Genomic DNA, 18,661 nt, shown 5'->3' with positions numbered 1-18,661 from the left:
TACGAGGCTTGACCCGCTGCGTCCGGCCCGGCCGGACATCATACGCCTCTAACGAGTGGAGGGGCAGCGAGTGACGCTGATGGGTACCGCTACACTGAGCGAGGTCATTGCCGCCTTAGCTCAGTCGGTCAGAGCGACGCACTCGTAATGCGTAGGTCGGGGGTTCGACTCCCCCAGGCGGCTCCACTAGCATTATCCCGCTGACCTGCGGTAACGGTCCAGCGGGATAATCTGCCGCTTCTCTGTTGATCTTTCCGGAGGAGCAAATCTGGAGCAACCTTGTGGTCAGGGTTGCTGGGGGCGCTGTCCGGCTTGTGCGGCGGCGGGTGTTCGGTGCTGGTTCCGCGAGCGCGATCGAACACGCTTCCTACCTCGTTCCGACGCACGATCCGAGAGTCGCGTCTAGTCGTATTCGGGTGTCACCGGCTTGGTTAGCACGATTTGCCAGAGTGTCGAATTCAGTCGGTGCCGTACGACGTACTGGTGACGGCATATCGGCAGAGCACTGAGGAGTAACCATGCGTACCCTGATTTCCACCGCGTTCGTGGCACTCGACGGCGTCGTCGAGGCCCCCGGCGGAGAGCCCGGCTACCGGAATTCTGGCTGGACTTTCAACGATATCGACTTCGATGCGGCAGCTTACGAACTTAAAGAGCGCGAACAGGATGAAGCCACGGCGATGCTGCTTGGCCGGGCTAGTTATCAGTCCTTCTCATCGGTATGGCCGCAGGCGACTACGGACTTCGCCCGATACAACGCGATGCCGAAGTATGTCGTCTCGACCACGCTTCAGCAGCAAGACCTGGTGTCCAATTGGGGTGAGATCAATATTCTTCGCTCCCTGGACGAGGTCGCGGCACTCAAAGAGACTCCCGGCGGGCCGATCAGCATCCACGGCAGCGCCACGCTGAATCGCAACCTATCCGATGCCGGTTTGATCGACCGGTACCACCTCCTGGTTTTTCCGGTCCTGCTAGGTGCGGGTAAGCGGCTGTTCAGCGAGACCGATAAGGACAAGCAGAACCTGAAACTTCTGGAAAGCGAGGCGTACACCAACGGTATTCAGAAGCTGGTTTACGAGGTGGTTCGCTAACTCGCGAGCAAGCACGGATCGCGCCGCTGGCCCCGCACTGTGGCGTCACGGATCGTTGTCTGGGGCAGGGTGGCGCACCGAAAGCTGCCGTGGATCAGTGGTACGCGGCTCGCCGTGCCTGCTTTCCTGCCGCGTCTGTGCGGCTTTGATCAGCACCGCTGTAGCCAAGGATGGAGTGAACGCCATGCGTACCGACAGGATCACTATCGGCGCCGAGCGCGCGATCCTGGAAGACACCCTGGACCGCAATCGCGCGGCCTTGATCGACACCGTGCGTGGTCTCACCGAAACCGACGCTCGCCGCCGGCTCGTCGCGTCCCTGACCACCCCGATCTCGCTGCTCAAGCATGCCGCTGCGGCCGAACGTATCTGGTTCCAGCGGTTCTGGGCCGGGCTCGATGAGTCCGAATGCGACGGATACTCGAAGCGGGACGAGGGAACCTTCGCCGTAGCGGACGACGAATCGCTGGCCGACGTGATCGCCGAGTTCCAGCGCGCAAGCCAACGATCACGGGATATCGCCGCTCGCTACGACCTCGACGACACCAAGCACAACCCCCGCGAAGGAACCGTAAGCATGCGCTGGACCTTGCTCGCGATGATCGAAGAGTTCGCCCGGCACGCCGGACACGGCGATATCCTCCGCGAACAGCTCGACCAGCCGTTGCCGCCGATCTAGTTGTGCGGCAGGGTATATGGCATGTCGATCAACTCACCGCGCGCTGCCGTGCTGGCCCTGCACTGGCAGATCAACGTAATCAAACCCGACGGGTTCTTTGGCGGGATGCTCGCCGAGCCAGTAGCCCGCAGCGGTGTGGTCGCACGCGCGACTGATTTCCATGAATCAGCCGCTGCCGCTGGCGCATCCGTCTTCTTCACGCGATTCACCGTCCCCGAAGGGGAAGGCGAGCTGGTGCGCAACACCGCTTTCATGCAGGCGGTTGCGGACGCCCAACTCTCCTTCCGGCCAGCGGCCCCGGGTACCGCGCTGATCCCGGAGATGGCCGCCGGTGCCACGACGGTGGACAACCAGAAACTATCCGGGCTCGCCGGAAACGACCTCGCCGCAAGGCTTACCGAACAAGGTATCGACACGCTCTACCTCACCGGTGTGGCAACCAACCTCACCGTCGAGCAAACCGCGCGGCACGGCACGGATCTCGGCTTCACCGTGCATGTCGTTACCGATTGCGTGACCGCTGCCAGCGATGACTTTCATCTGGCCGCACTGAACAGCCTTGACCTTACGACGGCGGGCAACCGCACGGCGGAGGAAGCGCTCGCGGCGATCCGAGCTAGTTCCCCCGCCGCATGACGTTTCCGTTGGCCCGCGCGTGGGTTCACCCCGCCGCGCAGGTCACATCCCGCGCGGGCAGCACGCCGTCGACCAGATAACTGGTCGTGCGGTTCAACGCGCAGGAGTTGTCGCCGAGCACATATGCCCCGTGCCCACTCGCGTCGACACTCACCAGCCGGGACCGTTCGCCGAACCTCTCGTTCAGCAACTCCCCGCCGCGCAAGGATGTGACCGGATCGCGCTGGTTCTGCACGACAAGAACGTTGGCCGGGCCATCGTCGTCAATCCGCACCGGCGGTTCGGCCGGCTTCTGCCAGTACGCGCAGGGCACGATGTTCGCGGCTGCCGCACCATAGAGCGGGTACCGCTCCCGGTCCGCCGCCACGGAGCGCTGATAGGTCTGGACGTCCTCAGGCCATTCGACGTCGTTACAGGTCACCGCAAGAAAGACCGACCAGGCGTTGTCGTTCGGTGCCGGAGTCGAAGCGGCGGACCGGCCGCCCGTGGGCGACCCTTCACGTAGGGACTGCCAGGTCTGCGCGGCCTGGCCGTACGAAGCCTTGTTGTACAGCGACGCGAAGGTGGCCAACCGGAACAGCGTGCCGTTGATGCCGTCCACCGGTTCCTTGTCGACCCGCTCGGCGATCTCGAAGTAGGTCCTGCGCACTTGCGCTGCCGTGCGGCCAAGGCCGTAGCTTTCGTGTCGCTTCGCCGCCCATCTCGCGAAGTCCGGGAACGTCTGCTCCATGCCCTGGCCATACCTGCGCATCCCAGCATGATCGAGGAAGGTGTCGCCAATATTGCTGTCCAGCACGATCCGGTCCGCGCGTTCGGGAAACATCGAGGCGTAGGCGGCACCCAGCGCGGTCCCGTAGGAGTAGCCGAGAAAGCTAGCCTTCTCCTCGCCGAGCGCGGCCCGGATCCGGTCCAGATCCCTCGCCATGTTCGCCGTGGACAGCTGACCCAACCGGCCATCCTTGTCGTTCGCCGCGCACTGCTCGGCGACCTCCCTTGCCACCGTCGCCTGCTTGGCGACCGCCGCATCATCCACGGCATAGGGTGGGATGTTCCCGAAGTACTCTTGATCATTGGTGAAACCACAGCTCACCGGCGCCGAGTGGCCAACGCCACGGGTATCCATCCCGATCACGTCATAGCTGTCCAGCACGCTGGCCGGTAGGCCCTGCGAGGCGAGGAAGGTGGGCTGGTCCAAACCGGTCCCGCCGGGACCACCGGGGTTGAGCAACAACACCCCGCGCCGCTCGTCCGGGCTTTTGCTGGCCAGCCGGGAGATCATGAGCTCGATCTGCTCACCATCCGGATCGCGGTAATCCAACGGAACCGGCACCGTGGCACATTGCAGCTGGGGCGGCCCGGCCGCGGGATCCTCGGTCCCCTCGGGGCACCGCTCCCACTGCAGCCGTGGCGCGGCCTCGCTGGCCATGGCCGGGGCCCCGATCAACGCGCCGGTAAGGCCGAGCACGGCCAGCAGAATCACACCTCGCCCAGTACCGCGTTTTCGGTTCATCGAAGTGCTCCTAACGCAGTTGTTTCGGTATGAGAAACACTCTGGCCATTCGGTCGCGTCCGCACATCGGTCCGGCGACTCGAACCACCCCCGACGAAAGTCGAGGCGGTCCTTCGACCCTGGTCCAGTACGGACCGGTACCCAGGTCGGCTGCGGCACGAACCGCGGGCCGCGATAATGACCAGATGACTACGGGCGCCGCGCCGCGGCTCGGCGGTTGGCAGCAGGCATGGCGGCTGGCGGCGGCCGTAGCGCTGGGCGTCTTCCTCTGGCTTTCCACCGCCGCGCTGTTACCGCCCGGCTGCGCGGTGGACGGCTGCAGCTGGTTCGTCACTGGTGATCCGCTGCTTGCGATCGGCTCGCTGATCTTGCTGCCGTGGCGCCGACGGTTCGCGCTTACCGTCGGCGTCACGATCGCGATCGTTTCCAGCGTGTCGATACTCGCCGCCGGCGCCGCGTTTCTCGTGTTGTGCTCGATCGCCACGCGCCGTCGTCCGTTGGAGATCGCGATCGTCGTGCTGGTGTATGTGGCGGCATCGCAAGTGTCGCTTGGGCTCTATCCGATCAGGGAAGACGCCAGTCCGATGTGGCTACAACTCGCGGGGCCCGTGCTGGCGGCGGGTACTGCGGTAGCCATTGGTGCTGCCATCGGGGCACGACGGGTAGAACTGCGGTCCTTACGCGACCGGGCGGAAAGCGCGGAACGCGAACAGGCCGCTCGAGCGGCGCAGGCGAAGGCCGTGGAGCGCAACCGGATCGCCCGCGAGATGCACGATGTGCTCGCGCACCGGATCTCCCTGGTCGCGATGCAGGCCGGCGTGCTCGATCACCGTGGCGACCTCACTGCCGAGGAAAACCGTGTCCTTGTCCGTGGCATCGCCGAAGGCGCCCATCAGGCGCTCGAGGAGCTGCGCGACGTTCTCGGTGTGCTTCGCTCGAACGCTGATCGACCGGAAGCGCCGCAACCCTGCATCGACCAGATCCCCGAATTGGTAGCCGACGCCAGCGCGTCTGGGATGGACATCGAGCTCACCGATACGGTGCAGGGCCGACCATCCAGCGCGCTCGGGCGGACCTGCTACCGAATCGTCCAAGAAGGACTGACGAATGCCGCCAAGCACGCCCCCGGTTCCCGTGTGCGCATCACCGTGGATGGCAGAGCCGGCGACAAGCTGCACGTCGGCGTGCGCAACTCGCCACCCAGTGCGCCAACCAGTCAGCCGCCGACCTCGGGGTTCGGTTTGCACGGCCTCGCTGAGCGGGTAGCCCTCGCCGGCGGCGAACTCGACCATCAGGCGACAGCCGAGCACGGATATCTGCTCACCGCCCAACTACCCTGGCCGGACCACAACCACGAAAAGAGCGAATGAGTGGACAGCGAACGGGTGCCGATACGGGTCGCCATAGTGGACGACGACCAGCTGGTGCGGATGGCGCTAAGGCTCGTCATCGACGGCGAATCCGACCTCAGCGTGGTCGCCGAGGCGGCCGAAGGGGACGCCGCGATCGCGGTAGTGCAGGAGCATCGGCCGGACGTGGTGCTGATGGACGTGCGGATGCCGGGGAAGGACGGGCTCAGCGCGACACGAGAACTTCTCGAACTGCCGGCGCCGCCCAGGGTGCTCGTGCTGACCACGTTCGATTCCGATGAGCTGGTGCTCAACGCACTGCGTTCCGGCGCGCTCGGCTTCGTGCTCAAGGACACCCCGCCCGCGCGAATCATCGACGCGGTGCGGACGGTCGCGGCCGGCAACCCGGCGCTGTCCCCGGCGGCCACGGCGCGAGTGATCGCCGCGGCCACCGGAGCGCATTCCGCTACACAACAGAGCCCTTCCGGTGAGTCCGCACGAAACCAGCTGTCCACATTGACCGAACGGGAACTCGACACGGCCAGGTCCATCGCGGACGGGCTGGGTAACGCGGAGATCGCGGAACGGCTGAACATCAGCGTCGCCACCGTCAAGGCGCACACCGGAAACCTGTTCAGCAAGCTGGAGGTTGAGAACCGGGTTCAGATCGCGCTGCTGGTTCGCGACGCCGAGCGGTGAGCACGGAGCCGCTAGCCGCAGTGCTGCCATTCGGTGACGGTGGTGCCGTGGATCCGGCCGCCGTAGATCGCCGCGATGGAGCCCGTCCACCTGATGCAGGTCCCGGCGGCCTTGCCCTTGGCCGCGGCGAAATGGGAGTAGTTCCCCTCATCCCGAATGGTGCTCATGCCCTGGCGTTCCAGCACGGCTTCGGTGTAGCTGGCCACACCGTCCGCCCTGCCAACCCGTAGCGTGACGATGCAGTTTTCCTGATAGGTGCCGCTCCACAACACGTAGACTTCGCCGAGGGGCATGTTGTTCTGGTTGTCCCACAGATCGGTGCGTCTGAGTTGGGTATAACCACCGTTCGACCAGTTGCAGCCCTGTGGGGACACCACGGCCTCGCCGATGGTGTGTGCCGAAGCGGGCGTGGCCACGAACGTAATCGAGGCAAGCACAAGGCCAACCGTGATGCCGAGGCGCGCGAACATGCGCCGGTATAGCCGAGACATGGAGATCCTTCCTGATACAGCCACATCCAACAGCGGCAGGAACCACCGGTCCGGCGAAGCTCGCCGCAGGGAGATGGCGCGAACAGGTCACAGAATGCCACTACTCGAGCATTTTGTCCGCAAAGTCGGATTTATTGACTACGTTCAGGCTAGTCCGCGCCGGATCAGCCTGCCTCCTGGCGTTTGGTAGTCCACCTCGCTGCCTCGCAGGAAGGTGCGACGCACCACGCCAGATAACGCACGCTGGTCGTACGGTGTCAACGGGTTGCGATGGTGCAGTCGCCCCGCGTCCACGACGAAGGCATCGTCCGCGGCGAAGACAGCCATATCGGCGTCGTAACCGAGTGCCAACCTCCCCTTGTCACGCAGCCGGAGACGATCGGCTGGCCTGCTTGCCATCCAGTCGACTACCTGTGCCAGCTCGATACCGCGTCGCCGGGCTTCGGTCCACACCACCGAAATGCCCAGTTGAACGGAGGCGATTCCGCCCCACGCGACCGCGAAATCGCCGTTGCCGAGATCCTTGAGGTCAAGCGTTGACGGCGAATGGTCGGAGGCGATGTAGTCGATGGTGCCGTCCAACAGCCCTTCCCACAGGGCTTCCCGGTTACTCGCTTCGCGGATCGGCGGGCAGCATTTGAATGCGGTAGCGCCGGGTGGAATGGACTCCGCGGCCAGCGTCAGGTAGTGCGGGCAGGTCTCCACGGTGAGGTTGAGCCCGTCGGTTTTCGCGCTGCGCAGCATCGGCAGAGCATCCGAAGAGGACAGATGAAGGATATGCGTGCGCGCACCGGTCCACCGGGTCCGCTCGAGTACTTCCGCTATCGCCAGGTTCTCCGCGCCACGTGGTCGGGAAGCGAGAAACTTGGCGTAGCCGTCACCTTCCGGCGACGGCGCCCGGTCGATCGCCCGAGAATCTTCCGCGTGCACGATCATCAGCGCATCGAATCCGCGCAGCCGTTCAAGATAGGTCTCCAGCTGATCCGCGTTCAGCGGTGGAAACTCGTCCACCCCGGAGTGCAACAGGAAACACTTGAAGCCGAAGACCCCGGAATCGTGTAGCTCCCGCAGGTCGTCCAGGTTGCCGGGGACGGCGCCACCCCAGAACCCGACGTCCACGAACGCCTGCGGCCGCGCCACCAGTTGTTTGAACTCCAGCGCCGGGTCAGTCACGGTCGAAGGGATGGAGTTCAACGGCATGTCCAGAATCGTCGTGATGCCGCCGGCCGCCGCGGCCTTCGTCGCGGTGGCGAAGCCCTCCCATTCGGTCCGGCCAGGCTCGTTGACGTGCACATGACCGTCGACCAACCCGGGTATCAACGTCTCGTCCTCGGCGAGCACGATGGTCTCCGCGCCATCGAGATTGGACCCGAGTGGTTCGATGGCGACGATCTTGCCGCCGCTGATACCGAGTTCCCGTTCGGCGAGACCCGCCGTGGTCATGATCCGGCGACCGCGTACCACCAGGTCGTAATCCGCGGTGTGTGGCTGGTTTTGTACGGTGTCCGCCGGTTCCTGCTGTGCGGCACGCAGGCGGTCCAGCTCATCGCGAAACGATTCCAGCTGGTTCACCTTTGCCAGCTCCTCGCTCATCATTCCTCCCCGGAGTTCGTTAGCGGCCATCCGGTCAGCTTCTTCGGCCGAGGCGGCGCGTAAGTGCGGACCTTGGACGTGGTCAGGCCCAGCCGTACCAGCGACTCGGCGACGGTGACCGCCGCCGCGACACCGTCCACTACCGGCACCCCGGTACGTTCCCGTACTCGTGCTTCCAGTTCGGCCATCCCGCCACAACCGAGCACGATCACCTCGGCCCTGTCCTCGTGTACGGCGGCCTGGGCCTGCTCGACGATCGCGGCTACGGCGCGCTCCGGCTCGGTCTCCAACTCGAGTACCGCCATACCGCTCGACCGCACCGAAGCGCATCGCCGATCCAGCCCGGCGAGTAGCAACCGGTCCTCGATCAGTGGCACGGTTCGGTCCAAAGTGGTGACAACCGAATAGCGATGGCCAAGGTACATCGCCGTTGCCGCGGCGGCCTCGGTGATGTCGACTACCGGGACGTCGAGGAGTTCCTGCAGTCCCTCGCGGCCGTGTTCACCGTAGCCAGCCTGGATCACCGCGTCGAACGGTTCCTGATAGGACTTGACGGCATCCAGCACCGCGACCGCGGCCAGGTAGCTTTCCAGGTTCCCCTCCACGCTCTCCGCGCCGAACGTCGGGGTGCGGCCGATGATCTCGGTGTGCTCCGCGGCCACCTGCCGCGCCTGGCACACGATCCCTTCGGTCATGGCTTGGGTCGTGTTCACGTTGACGACCAGGATTCGCATCAGGTTCCTTTGTTCGCCGGGATGCTAGCTCGCGGGCATGCTAGCGATATTGTGCCGGCTTGGTCAGTGCTTGACCGCGACCGCGATCGGCTCGCCGTTGACATCGGTGAACGGGCGTGAACGGTCCGCGACAAAGTAGTACACGATCGCCCCGATCGCGGCGGCGATGAACCAGGAGAACTGGCCGATCGCGTGCAGTCCCGGGGTGAACGCGAAGACCAGCGCGATCGCCGCGGCCGGGACCATGGCGACGATTGCCCTCGGGTTCACGCCGGCCCGGTAGTAGTAATCGCCGTCCGGTTTGGTCGTGTAGAGCTCGGGGACATTGATCCGTTGCCGGCGCACCAACCAGTAGTCCGCCATCACGATGCCGAACACCGGCCCGAGAACGGTGCCGAGCCCACCGAGGAAGTAGGTGATGACGATCGGCGAGTTGTACAGGTTCCACGGCAGGATCACGAAGCCGATGATCCCGGAAAGCAGTGCGGCGCGGCGAAAGTTGAGTTTCTTCGGTGCCAGATTCGTCAGTGCGTAGGACGGTGCGACGAAGTTGGCGATCAGGTTGACCGCGACCGTCAACGTCAGCAGGCCAAGGCACATCAGGACAAGCAGTGCCGTGTTCGGGATATGCGTGACGACATCCTCGGCCGTCGTCACCACCTGGCCGTCGATGCTCAGCCGGCCACCGGTGAGGATGATGACGATCGTCGCGAAGAACGCCATGTTCAGCGGAATACCCCACAGGTTTCCCTTGACCACGGCGCGTTTGGAGACCGCGCTGCGGGTGAAGTCGCAGAAGTTCAGGACGAACGTCGCGTAGATCGCCACCCAGAGCGCCCCGCCGCCGAAGATCTGCGCCCACATCGCGGCGCCGGTAAGCGCGTCTGGTGGTGTGAAGGTGATGTGCAAGCCGGAGTCGATGAGCACCCACAGTGCCAGCAGTACGAACGCGATCAGGATTATCGGACCGGCAAACGCTTCGTACCGGCGAATCACTTCCATGCCGTAATAGGCGATCAGCACTTGCAGCGCCCAGAGCACGGTGAAGCAGAGCCAGCCGAGCGCGTCCAGACCGAGTAGCTGATAGTCGGTCAGCGTGGCAGCGCCGGGGAACACCGCGATCACCAGCACACTGCCCACTCCGGCGGCGAGATAGGTCTGGATGCCGAACCAGACGATCGCGACGCCGCCGCGGATCAACGCGGGAATCTGTGCGCCGCGGATACCGAAGCTGATCCTGCTCATCACCGGAAACGGCACACCAGTCCGGACGCCCATGAAGCCAGCGAGGTTGAGCAGCACGAAAAGCAGTGCCGCGCCGAACAGGATCGCCGCCATGATCTGCCAGGCGCCGAGACCGAGCGCGAACAGGCCCATCGCGAAGGTGTAGTTGCCGAGCGAGTGCACATCGCTCGCCCATAACGTGAATATGTTGTAGGCGCGCCACGTCCTGCCCTTTTGCTTGATCGGCGCGAGGTCGGCGTTGTACAGACTGGGATCGATTCCGGCAGAACCTTTCGCGGCATCGGCCGCATGGGCGGAGGCCATCGGGCGAGCTCCTTCGCTCGGTCCTGTTCCGGAATCTCGGTAGTTCCGGAATCTCGGTCCTGTTTCCGGAATGCGGAAGTAGGATTCCAACTAGCGGCAGTCTGTCCCTCGCGCGTGGGAGGTGTCAAGGGTCGATGTCTCGCGTGGGTCCGGGGCAGGCTGCTACGCTAAATGGAATAGTAGTTTCGCGATACGGAATCGTCTGCGGGTTCGCGCGGCCCGTCAGGGGTGGAGTTGGAGCGGCAGTGGGCAGTGTGCATGGAGTGGATCTCGTCGGCGACCTACCTGAACGGTCCGCTGAGGTACTGACTGACCCGGCACTCGAGTTGATCGCGCGCCTGCACCGGGAGCTGGGACCGCGCCGCGCGGAGGCGTTGGCCGCGCGGGCGGCGGTGGTAGCCGAGCTCGCCGAGGGCGGCACGCTTGACTTCCTGGCGGAGACCGCGCATATCCGCGACGATCCGAGCTGGCGGGTGGCCGATCCGGCACCTGGACTGCTCGACCGGCGCGTGGAGATCACCGGGCCAACCGATCAGAAGATGACGGTCAACGCGCTGAACTCCGGCGCCAAGGTCTGGCTCGCCGACCAGGAGGATGCCAACACGCCGGAGCTGGCGAACGTCATTGGTGGGCAACTCAACCTGCTTGACGCGATCAACCGGACGATCGATTTCACCGCGGCGAACGGGAAGTCCTATGCCCTGCGGCCGGATGCCGAACTGGCCACGATCGTGGTCCGGCCACGCGGTTGGCATCTGCCGGAGAAACACATCCTTGTCGACGGGGAGCCGACGTCAGGCGCGCTCGTCGATTTCGCGCTCTACGTGTGCACCGCGGGCTTGCGTCAGCTGGACAAGGGCTCCGGCCCGTACTTCTACCTGCCCAAAATGGAGCACTACCGCGAGGCGCGGTTGTGGAACGACGCGTTCATCATCGCCTCCGAGCACCTCGGCTTCCCGCGCGGGACGATCAGGGCGACCTGCCTGATCGAGACCATCCCCGCCGCTTTTCAGATGGAAGAGATCCTCTACGAGTTGCGCGAGCACTCCGCCGGCCTCAACGCCGGGCGGTGGGACTACCTGTTCTCGGTGATCAAGTGCTTCCGCACCCGTGGCAGCGAGTTCCTGCTTCCGGACCGCAACTCGATCACCATGACGGTTCCGTTCATGCGTGCCTACACCGAGCTGCTTGTGCATACCTGCCACCGGCGCGGCGCGCATGCCATCGGCGGGATGGCCGCGTTCATCCCGAGCAAGAACGAGGAGGTCAACGCGGCCGCTTTCGCCAAAGTTCGCGCGGACAAAACCAGGGAAGCAGAGGCCGGTTACGACGGTTCCTGGGTCGCGCATCCCGGTATGGTCGAACTCTGCGCGGAAGTTTTCTCCGAGATGCTTGACGACCGTCCACATCAGATCGATCGAACCCGTGATGATGTGCGAGTCAGCGCGGCGGATCTGCTCGATGTGACTGCTACGCCTGGTTCGGTGACCGAGGCTGGCCTGCGTGGCAACATCGATGTGGCGTTGCGGTACCTGCGTGCCTGGCTCGGCGGGCTGGGCGCGGTGGCGATCCACGACCTGATGGAAGACGCGGCAACAGCCGAGATCTCGCGTTCGCAAGTCTGGCAGTGGCTGCACAACGAGGTCGTGCTAACGGACACCGGGCGTACCGTCACCCGGGATCTCGTGGAACAACTGGTCGCGGAAATCGTCGCGACCCTGCCAGGCCAGCCTGGCGACTACGACCGCGCGCGGCAGCTGTTTCTGGAGGTCGCGGTCTCCGATGACTACGTCGACTTCCTTACTCTGCCCGCATATCAGTCGATGGCGTGAGCGTCGCGGAGATTCGGGCGGCGGTCGCCTGCAACGCCGGCACCGCCCTGACCCCGAACTCCGCGGTCACCCGCGAGTCAGGGCCGGAAAGGGACAGTGCGGTGTGGACGGGCGCGTCCGGTACCGCGACCGCGTAGCAGCGGACGCCGATCTCCTGTTCACCGTCATCGACGGCAAAGCCCTGCTCGCGGATCTTCTGGAGTTCGCTGATGAGGTCATCGACGCGGGTGATGCTGCGGTCCGTCGCCGCTGGCAGCCCGGCCCTGCGGGCGATGTCCCGGACCGCGTCGTCATCCAGCTGGGCGAGAATCACCTTGCCGACACCCGTGCAGTGCATCCGTACCCGCCGGCCCACCTCGGTGAACATCCGGACGGAGTGCCCGGAGGAAGCCTGGGCGACATAGACAGCCATATCGAAGTCGATCATCGCGAGGTTGGCGCTTTCCCCGAGCTCGCTCGCCAGCTCGGTGAGCAAGGGACGCGAGTCCGCGCCAAACTGTTGGCCAGCGCACTCACCGAGCCGGATCAGGCGCGGGCCAAGGGCATACCGGCGGGAAGGGAGCTGACGGACATAGCCCCGCGCGAGCAGGGTGCGCATCAACCGGTGGATAGTCGGTAGCGGCAGGCCGGTCGTGGTGGCGAGTTCACTGAGTGTCGCCTGCCCTCCGGAGTCGGCGAGTAGTTCGAGCAGGTCGACACCTCGGTCCACCGACTGCACGGCGGCAGGGCGCTGCGCCGGTCGCTCGACCATCAACTGCTCCTCATTTCGGAGGTGTTTTCTCGGCTGACGGAAAATATACTCCACAACATGGAACTACCGCAGCCGACGACTACTGTCCTGAGCCCAGCCGTACGTACACGGGTGGACCGGATGCTCGAGGAAGCGGCTGAGCGGCAGGCGCGGCGTTATCCCGGTGCGCCGACTAGCAGGCAGCCTGTCCATTCGGTTTACGTTCCAGCGCACCAGGTTGACCGCGATCTCGTGCGGGACTGGGCGGCAGCGGCGGAGCGGTCCGTAGCCCGGGCCGGCGGCATCGAGCACCTGCTTGCCGTGCATGGCTTGATCGACGACGCCGACGAGCGGTCGGCGGTCGGCGAGCTGGTCCTGGCGAAACTCCGACGCGAACCAATCGAGGATTTGCGGATCGACTTCGAGGATGGTTATGGCGCGGTGGCCGACGAGACCGAAGATGCCGCGGTGGACGGCGCGGTAGAAACCATTGACGCGCTGCGGCAGGATGCGCAGCTGCCGCCTTTCGTGGGCATCCGCTTCAAAAGCCTTGAGCCGCCGACGAAAGCCCGTGGCTTGCGTACCCTGGAGCGGTTTGTGGCCGGGTTGGCCGCGCTTGGTCCGTTGCCAGCCGGGCTGGTGCTCACCCTGCCGAAGGTCACCTCGGTGGCGCAGGTCGAGGCAATGGTGCTGGTGCTGACCGAGCTGGAGTCCGCGCTGGGACTTCCGGACCGGTTGGAGTTCGAGATCCAGGTCGAGACGCCACAGGCGATCCTTGGGCCCGATGGCGTCTCGCTACTGCCGCAGATGATCGCTGCCGGGGATGGTCGGATCACCGGAATGCCCTACGGCACCTACGACTATTCGGCTGCACTCGGGATCGCGGCAGGCGACCAGAGCATGGCGCATCCGGCCGCGGACTTCGCGAAAGCCGTTATGCAGGTGGCCGCCGCGGGCACGGCCGTTCGACTCTCCGACGGATCCACGAATGTGCTGCCGATCGGTTCGGCTGACGAGGTGGACGCCGCATGGGCGTTGCACGGGCGGTTGGTCAGCCGGTCGCTGCACAACGGGTTTTACCAGGGTTGGGACCTGCACCCCGCGCAGCTGCCGAGCCGGTTCGCCGCGACCTATGCCTACTTCCGGCGCGGCCTTCCCGAGCTGGCACGTCGATTGGCCGCCTACCTTGGCGATGGCGGTGGCGCGATTCTGGACGAGCCGGCCACGGCGCGCGCCATGGCGGCCTTCCTGCTCAGGGGCATCGACTGCGGTGCGGTTGGGCCGGAGGAGGTGCCGTTCCCGGATACCGCGCTCCGCGGGATTGTCGCTAATGGACCGAAGTAGATCGGATACGGAGGATTGTTGTGGGCTACTACGTACCCCGTGGTGGGTTGCCCGCGCAGACCGCGCTGACCACCGACCGGGCCAGGTTCACCGAGTCGTACGCGGTGCTGCCGGCCAGGACGATGAGCGATATCACTGCGAGCCTGCTGCCGAATTGGACGGCCACGAGACTGTGGGTGCTCGCAAGGCCGTTGACCGGGTTCGCCGAGACGTTCAGCCAGTACATCGTGGAGGTTGGCGCGGGTGGTGGTAGCGACCGGCCGGAGGTCGATGAACGGGCCGAAGGCGTGCTGTTCGTTGTGGACGGCGAACTGGAACTCGGCCTTGACGGCGCTACACACATCCTGGAGCCCGGCGGGTATGCCTATCTCGGAGTGGGGAGCGAGGTGACCTTACACAACCGTGGCGCGGGCACCGCGACCTTCCACTGGATTCGCAAGGCCTACGAGGAGGTCGCGGGAATCGGCCGGCCGCCGTCCTTCGTGACGCATGAGCGTGACGTCGCAGCGGTCGAGATGCCGGATACCAACGGGGCGTGGCGCACCCAGCGGTTCGTCGATCCCACCGATCTGCGGCACGATATGCACGTCAACATCGTCACCTTCGAGCCAGGCGGGGCCATTCCGTTCCCCGAGACGCATGTGATGGAACACGGGCTGTACGTGTTGGAGGGCAAGGCGATGTACTTGCTCAATACCGATTGGGTCGAAGTAACCGAGGGCGATTTCATGTGGCTGCGCGCCTTCTGCCCGCAAGCCTGCTACGCCGGTGGTCCAGGCAAGTTCCGATATCTGCTCTACAAGGACGTCAACCGGCACGCCCCACTCTGGCGCTGAAACCCCACTGCACGATCCCTGCGGAACGCGGTCACACGTGAAGGCTAGACCCGGCCTTCGACGTTCAGGCAACCGCTTCTCGGTCTCGCGATACTCGGGTTGGGTGACTGCTGCTTGGCAAGCTGAATCTGCCGGCCAATCGTCCACAGGCAGGAAAGATAGCGGTATCGAAACCCTTCCCAACTTGTGTTGTCCGGCTCGACTTCGAGAAGTCGAGCCTCGGCCAGATCCTCGAGCAAGCTCTCGGCCGTGCTGGCATCGACACCGAGCGCCTTTGACACGTTCTCGGGTCTAATGTACGGGCGTCCGCAGCTGGGTGACGGCACCCCGAAGGTTGCCTGGACGCTTTCGGCTAGCTGTTTGTAGGTTCGTTCCACGCTTCTACGGAGGCCGAGAGGATCCGCAGAGGTTGTCGCCGCGTCCACGTACTGCTGTCGGAGCCACCGTACCGCGAACTCGATAGTCCAATGTGGACGAAGAAATAATCGGCGAGCAGTAGCGTGCAGCACAAGCGGGAGGCCGTCGCAGAGTGAAACCAGCTCGTGAGCCGTCTCGAGATCCGACCGGACGCGCTCCTGCCCGATCGCTTCGGCGAGTAGCGCAAGGCTCGCGTCGTCAGGTAACGGAGCAAGATCGATTGTTTCCTGGCTAAACGGGAGCGAGACCCGGCGTCTGCTCGCGATGATTACGCCACAGCTCTGTCTGGACGGCAACAATGGGAACAGTTGCTGGTCGTCGACCGCGTCATCGAGCACGATCAGTGCCTTACTGCGGGACGTCAGATCCCGGTACTGATCCACGCGCTCTTCGAACGATACGGCCAGCTCGTCGGGCCTGATCCCGGCTTTTCGGAGCAGGTCAACGAGCACATCGTTGGGTTCGAGGCGATTCCCATCCGCATCAAGCAAGTGCGCATACAGTTGGCCGTCAGGGTACTCGTTCACAAGTTGCCGTGCGATATGCGCACAGAACGCTGACTTCCCAGAGCCCGGCGGTCCAACGACGACAGCGGCTCCGGGCGCCGACTGAGTAGGGGAAAGTGCCGCCAACCCGAGGTTGATCGCGCAGTCGCGGCCGGTTAGCGGGCGACTTTCTGGCGCAAGCTGGTCGTGTCTGCTGGGGCGAAACCGGGTTACGACCTTCTCTGGTGCCGGTTTCAGATCGAGGCTGCTGTCCGAACACAGAATCGCACGATGCATTCGCTGGATCTCTCGAGTGGGCTCCAAGCCCAGCTCGGTTGCTAGCGCTTTGCGTGCTCGCTGGTATACGTCGAGTGCTTCGTTTCGTTGGCCGGACCGGTACAACGCGAGCATCAGCTTTGCCTGAAATGCCTCCTGCGTCGGCTGTTGGGCCGCGAGCCCGGTTAGCTCGCCGAGGAGTTCCTGATGTTTACCGAGTCGCAGCTCGGTGTCGAGCCGTAGCTCCAATGCGCTTTCGCGGAGTTTTTCCAACCGCAGCAGCTCGGCTTGTAGCAACGGACCGGGTTCGACATCAACAAGGGCCGGACCTCGCCAGATGGAAAGGGCTTGCCTGAGCGCACTTGCTGCTTCGGATACTTCGTTGGTTTCGCTAAGTTGATAACCATGACGCACCGAATGCTCGAACCGGTAGGCGTCCAGTGCCTCAGGCGCGACCGCGAGCATGTAGCCATTGGGGTAGGAATGCAAGGTGTTGACGGTCGGCGCCCCACCGTTCGCCCGCGCGTTGGGCGCCCGCAGGTCCAGTAGTTTGCGGAGCTGGTAGATATAGGTTTGCAAAGTGGTGGTCACACTGACCGGTGGGCTTTGTTCCCAGAGCTCTTCGACGAGTTGATCATTACGTACAACATTGTTCGAGCGTAACGCGAGTAGACTGAGTACTCTACGAAGCTTTGGTGCAGACGGCGTAGCGACTGTGCCGCCTCGGGCCACCTCGAGTGGTCCAAGTATCGAGATCTTCATGACGACCCCTCTCGCACGAAACGTGACTTTTCGGGTTTGTAGCCCCGAATTCCCCAGACATCTTCGTAGGGTCATTTCCCCATGTGTCGCTGAAAACTGACTCGAACCTCACTTGAGCACGGCGACAGCTCCAATATAGATACGGATGCCTGACTTGGTCCACTCGCCGGAAACCATCGAGTCACATCCGCCGGCACGTCGCATTCTGTACATGTTGAATTATGGCGACGTCGCGTCATGCGGCTGCTCGTCAGAGGCAACGGTCGCTCCCAGCAACAGTCGACCATCCTTTTAGGTTCTGTGCATAAGCTGCGGAACTGGGTGCTCACCCTTCGCATGCACGTGAGTAAAGAGTATACGCGGCGCGTGGCGCTATGTCCGGTCTCGTATCTGTGTGACCGGAAAGGTTGGTTAGCTAGTGGTATCCGGTTCGCTGCGCCGGGTAACCGTTATTCGCGGGATTAAGCGCATAAATACGGATGAAGGTCGGATAGGTAGGAGTATTAATAGTGACAACTATCAGTCCAGACGTAAACACAGCGGCCGGTCTGCTCCGTTTGGGTAATATGTTTTGCGATGCCAAAGCCTTGCTCACGGCTGTAGATCTGGATCTGTTTGGCGCACTTGCGGATGGTCCAGCAACCGAGGCCGAGCTGAAAGATCGCCTGAACCTCAATGGGCGAGGCCTGTCGGACTTCCTGCATCTACTGGTTGCCCTTGGGTTAATCGTGCGGCAGAATGGTACGTTCGCTAATTCTCCTGGTGCTAATGCGTACCTGGTGCGTGGCAAACAGTCGTACATCGGCGGTTTTCTGCTGAGGTCGAATCACAATCTGTACCCCGCGTGGGGGAGACTATCTGAAGCGCTTCGTAGCGGCGAGCCCCAAGCGGCCGGAGATTTCCAGCAGGTGCTGCGGAATCCCGCCATCCTACGGCAATTTATCGGTATGATGGATGCCCTTACGCAGCAGCTTGCGCCGGAATTGATCAAGGATTTCGACTTCTCGGCGTACGGTTCGGTACTCGATGTCGGCGGCTGCCGAGGCAACATGGTTGGCAGGCTGGTGACCGCGTACCCGAACTTGCGGGGCCATGTGCTTGATCTTCCGGAGCTGGAGCCGTTCTTCGACGAGCATATGGCGACGATGGGGCTAGCCGAGTCAGTCGACTTTCACCCTGGCAGCTTCTTCGAACGCACGCTTCCTGCGGCCGACATCGTACTGCTCGGCCATGTGCTGCACGACTGGGACGCTCGAGAGCGGGAGCAGTTGGTCCGCAAGGCCTTCGAGGCGGTCAATCCAGGAGGCGCGCTGCTGGTGTACGACCGGATGCTCGATGACGATCCGGATCACGTCGAGAATCTGGTGATCAGCTTGGACATGTTGCTGGTCACCGAAGGGGGCGCCGAGTATCCGGTGAGTGAGCTGGTTAGCTTTGCGACGGCAGCGGGTTGCGCCAACACGACCCAGCAGTCGCTTGGTGACTACGACACTCTAGTCGTTTGCCGGCGACCTTGATCGTACTCGGGAGTAGTGGCCGAGTACCGCATGCGGTGTACGGTCCCGGTGGATGTCCGTTATGCGTCCGCCGCGGAGTAGTTGGACTTGTCGCTTCCCGCGGAATGCCTCCACCAGCTGGATCCGGGA

Annotated in this window: 16 protein-coding genes and 1 tRNA gene; 10 read left to right on the top strand and 7 right to left on the bottom strand. The window is 63.9% G+C overall.

The window, feature by feature from the left end:
• Positions 1–109: 109 nt before the first annotated feature.
• The 4 genes from EV191_RS03800 (at position 110) to EV191_RS03785 (ending at position 2,409) form a co-directional block, all read left to right on the top strand.
• A tRNA-Thr gene (locus tag EV191_RS03800) sits at positions 110–186 on the top strand.
• Between the two features lie 332 nt (positions 187–518).
• Positions 519–1,094 carry a dihydrofolate reductase family protein gene (locus EV191_RS03795; RefSeq protein ID WP_132875375.1) on the top strand — a complete coding sequence of 192 codons (576 nt, stop codon included), beginning with the start codon at positions 519–521 and terminating at the stop codon, positions 1,092–1,094.
• Positions 1,095–1,278: 184 nt separating this feature from the next.
• Positions 1,279–1,773: a DinB family protein gene (locus EV191_RS03790; RefSeq protein ID WP_132875374.1), complete on the top strand. Its 495-nt coding sequence runs from the start codon at positions 1,279–1,281 to the stop codon at positions 1,771–1,773.
• Positions 1,774–1,794: 21 nt separating this feature from the next.
• The gene (locus tag EV191_RS03785; protein ID WP_132875373.1) at positions 1,795–2,409 is read left to right on the top strand and encodes a cysteine hydrolase family protein; all 615 of its coding nucleotides are present in this window, start codon (positions 1,795–1,797) and stop codon (positions 2,407–2,409) included.
• Between the two features lie 25 nt (positions 2,410–2,434).
• Here EV191_RS03785 and EV191_RS03780 read toward each other — a convergent pair whose 3' ends face one another.
• Positions 2,435–3,919, bottom strand: coding sequence for an alpha/beta hydrolase (locus EV191_RS03780; RefSeq protein ID WP_243658734.1), 1,485 nt, complete (start codon positions 3,917–3,919; stop codon positions 2,435–2,437).
• 185 nt (positions 3,920–4,104) lie between these two features.
• Between EV191_RS03780 and EV191_RS03775 the strand changes: the two genes are divergently transcribed.
• Positions 4,105–5,289, top strand: coding sequence for a sensor histidine kinase (locus EV191_RS03775; protein ID WP_132875372.1), 1,185 nt, complete (start codon positions 4,105–4,107; stop codon positions 5,287–5,289).
• A complete protein-coding gene (locus tag EV191_RS03770; protein ID WP_132875371.1) occupies positions 5,290–5,967 on the top strand; it encodes a response regulator transcription factor in 678 nt (225 codons plus the stop codon). It begins immediately after the preceding gene.
• Positions 5,968–5,978: 11 nt separating this feature from the next.
• Here EV191_RS03770 and EV191_RS03765 read toward each other — a convergent pair whose 3' ends face one another.
• The 4 genes from EV191_RS03765 to EV191_RS03750 all read right to left on the bottom strand — a co-directional run bounded on the left by EV191_RS03765 (position 5,979) and on the right by EV191_RS03750 (position 10,333).
• Positions 5,979–6,458, bottom strand: a complete 480-nt coding sequence (locus EV191_RS03765; protein ID WP_132875370.1) for a hypothetical protein — start codon at positions 6,456–6,458, stop codon at positions 5,979–5,981.
• Positions 6,459–6,602: 144 nt separating this feature from the next.
• Positions 6,603–7,922 (bottom strand): allantoinase AllB, encoded by a 1,320-nt coding sequence (gene allB / locus EV191_RS03760; protein ID WP_424565433.1) that lies wholly within the window; start codon positions 7,920–7,922, stop codon positions 6,603–6,605.
• Positions 7,923–8,050: 128 nt separating this feature from the next.
• Positions 8,051–8,785 (bottom strand): aspartate/glutamate racemase family protein, encoded by a 735-nt coding sequence (locus EV191_RS03755; protein ID WP_132875368.1) that lies wholly within the window; start codon positions 8,783–8,785, stop codon positions 8,051–8,053.
• A gap of 63 nt (positions 8,786–8,848) precedes the next feature.
• Positions 8,849–10,333, bottom strand: coding sequence for an NCS1 family nucleobase:cation symporter-1 (locus EV191_RS03750; RefSeq protein WP_132875367.1), 1,485 nt, complete (start codon positions 10,331–10,333; stop codon positions 8,849–8,851).
• Positions 10,334–10,587: 254 nt separating this feature from the next.
• Between EV191_RS03750 and aceB the strand changes: the two genes are divergently transcribed.
• Positions 10,588–12,165, top strand: coding sequence for a malate synthase A (aceB, locus tag EV191_RS03745; RefSeq protein ID WP_243658802.1), 1,578 nt, complete (start codon positions 10,588–10,590; stop codon positions 12,163–12,165).
• Here aceB and EV191_RS03740 read toward each other — a convergent pair.
• The gene (locus tag EV191_RS03740; protein WP_132875365.1) at positions 12,134–12,916 is read right to left on the bottom strand and encodes an IclR family transcriptional regulator; all 783 of its coding nucleotides are present in this window, start codon (positions 12,914–12,916) and stop codon (positions 12,134–12,136) included. The two genes, aceB and EV191_RS03740, sit on opposite strands and share 32 nt — an antisense overlap.
• A 57-nt stretch (positions 12,917–12,973) precedes the next feature.
• On the opposite strand from EV191_RS03740, the gene EV191_RS03735 reads away from it, so the two are divergent.
• Both EV191_RS03735 and EV191_RS03730 read left to right on the top strand, forming a co-directional pair.
• The gene (locus tag EV191_RS03735) at positions 12,974–14,239 is read left to right on the top strand and encodes a DUF6986 family protein (protein ID WP_132875364.1); all 1,266 of its coding nucleotides are present in this window, start codon (positions 12,974–12,976) and stop codon (positions 14,237–14,239) included.
• Between the two features lie 20 nt (positions 14,240–14,259).
• Positions 14,260–15,075 (top strand): bifunctional allantoicase/(S)-ureidoglycine aminohydrolase, encoded by an 816-nt coding sequence (locus EV191_RS03730; RefSeq protein WP_132875363.1) that lies wholly within the window; start codon positions 14,260–14,262, stop codon positions 15,073–15,075.
• Between the two features lie 44 nt (positions 15,076–15,119).
• On the opposite strand, the gene EV191_RS03725 is transcribed toward EV191_RS03730, so the two are convergent.
• On the bottom strand, positions 15,120–17,015 hold the full coding sequence (locus EV191_RS03725) for an AfsR/SARP family transcriptional regulator (RefSeq protein WP_165912808.1): 1,896 nt from the start codon (positions 17,013–17,015) through the stop codon (positions 15,120–15,122).
• A gap of 509 nt (positions 17,016–17,524) precedes the next feature.
• Between EV191_RS03725 and EV191_RS03720 the strand changes: the two genes are divergently transcribed.
• Complete coding sequence (locus tag EV191_RS03720; protein ID WP_132875361.1) at positions 17,525–18,532, top strand: methyltransferase; 1,008 nt, start codon at positions 17,525–17,527, stop codon at positions 18,530–18,532.
• Positions 18,533–18,661: the final 129 nt, after the last annotated feature.

This window comes from Tamaricihabitans halophyticus (genome assembly GCF_004340875.1).
Lineage (GTDB): Bacteria > Actinomycetota > Actinomycetes > Mycobacteriales > Pseudonocardiaceae > Tamaricihabitans > Tamaricihabitans halophyticus.
Note: the sequence above shows the minus strand (reverse complement) of the source record. Positions and strands in the feature narration are given on the sequence as shown.

Coding starts and splice junctions, on each gene's coding strand:
- EV191_RS03795 (WP_132875375.1), top strand. CDS start 519: ATGCGTACCCTGATTTCCACCGCGTTCGTGGCACTCGACGGCGTCGTC.
- EV191_RS03790 (WP_132875374.1), top strand. CDS start 1,279: ATGCGTACCGACAGGATCACTATCGGCGCCGAGCGCGCGATCCTGGAA.
- EV191_RS03785 (WP_132875373.1), top strand. CDS start 1,795: ATGTCGATCAACTCACCGCGCGCTGCCGTGCTGGCCCTGCACTGGCAG.
- EV191_RS03780 (WP_243658734.1), bottom strand. CDS start 3,919: ATGAACCGAAAACGCGGTACTGGGCGAGGTGTGATTCTGCTGGCCGTG.
- EV191_RS03775 (WP_132875372.1), top strand. CDS start 4,105: ATGACTACGGGCGCCGCGCCGCGGCTCGGCGGTTGGCAGCAGGCATGG.
- EV191_RS03765 (WP_132875370.1), bottom strand. CDS start 6,458: ATGTCTCGGCTATACCGGCGCATGTTCGCGCGCCTCGGCATCACGGTT.
- EV191_RS03755 (WP_132875368.1), bottom strand. CDS start 8,785: ATGCGAATCCTGGTCGTCAACGTGAACACGACCCAAGCCATGACCGAA.
- EV191_RS03750 (WP_132875367.1), bottom strand. CDS start 10,333: ATGGCCTCCGCCCATGCGGCCGATGCCGCGAAAGGTTCTGCCGGAATC.
- EV191_RS03740 (WP_132875365.1), bottom strand. CDS start 12,916: ATGGTCGAGCGACCGGCGCAGCGCCCTGCCGCCGTGCAGTCGGTGGAC.
- EV191_RS03735 (WP_132875364.1), top strand. CDS start 12,974: ATGGAACTACCGCAGCCGACGACTACTGTCCTGAGCCCAGCCGTACGT.
- EV191_RS03725 (WP_165912808.1), bottom strand. CDS start 17,015: ATGAAGATCTCGATACTTGGACCACTCGAGGTGGCCCGAGGCGGCACA.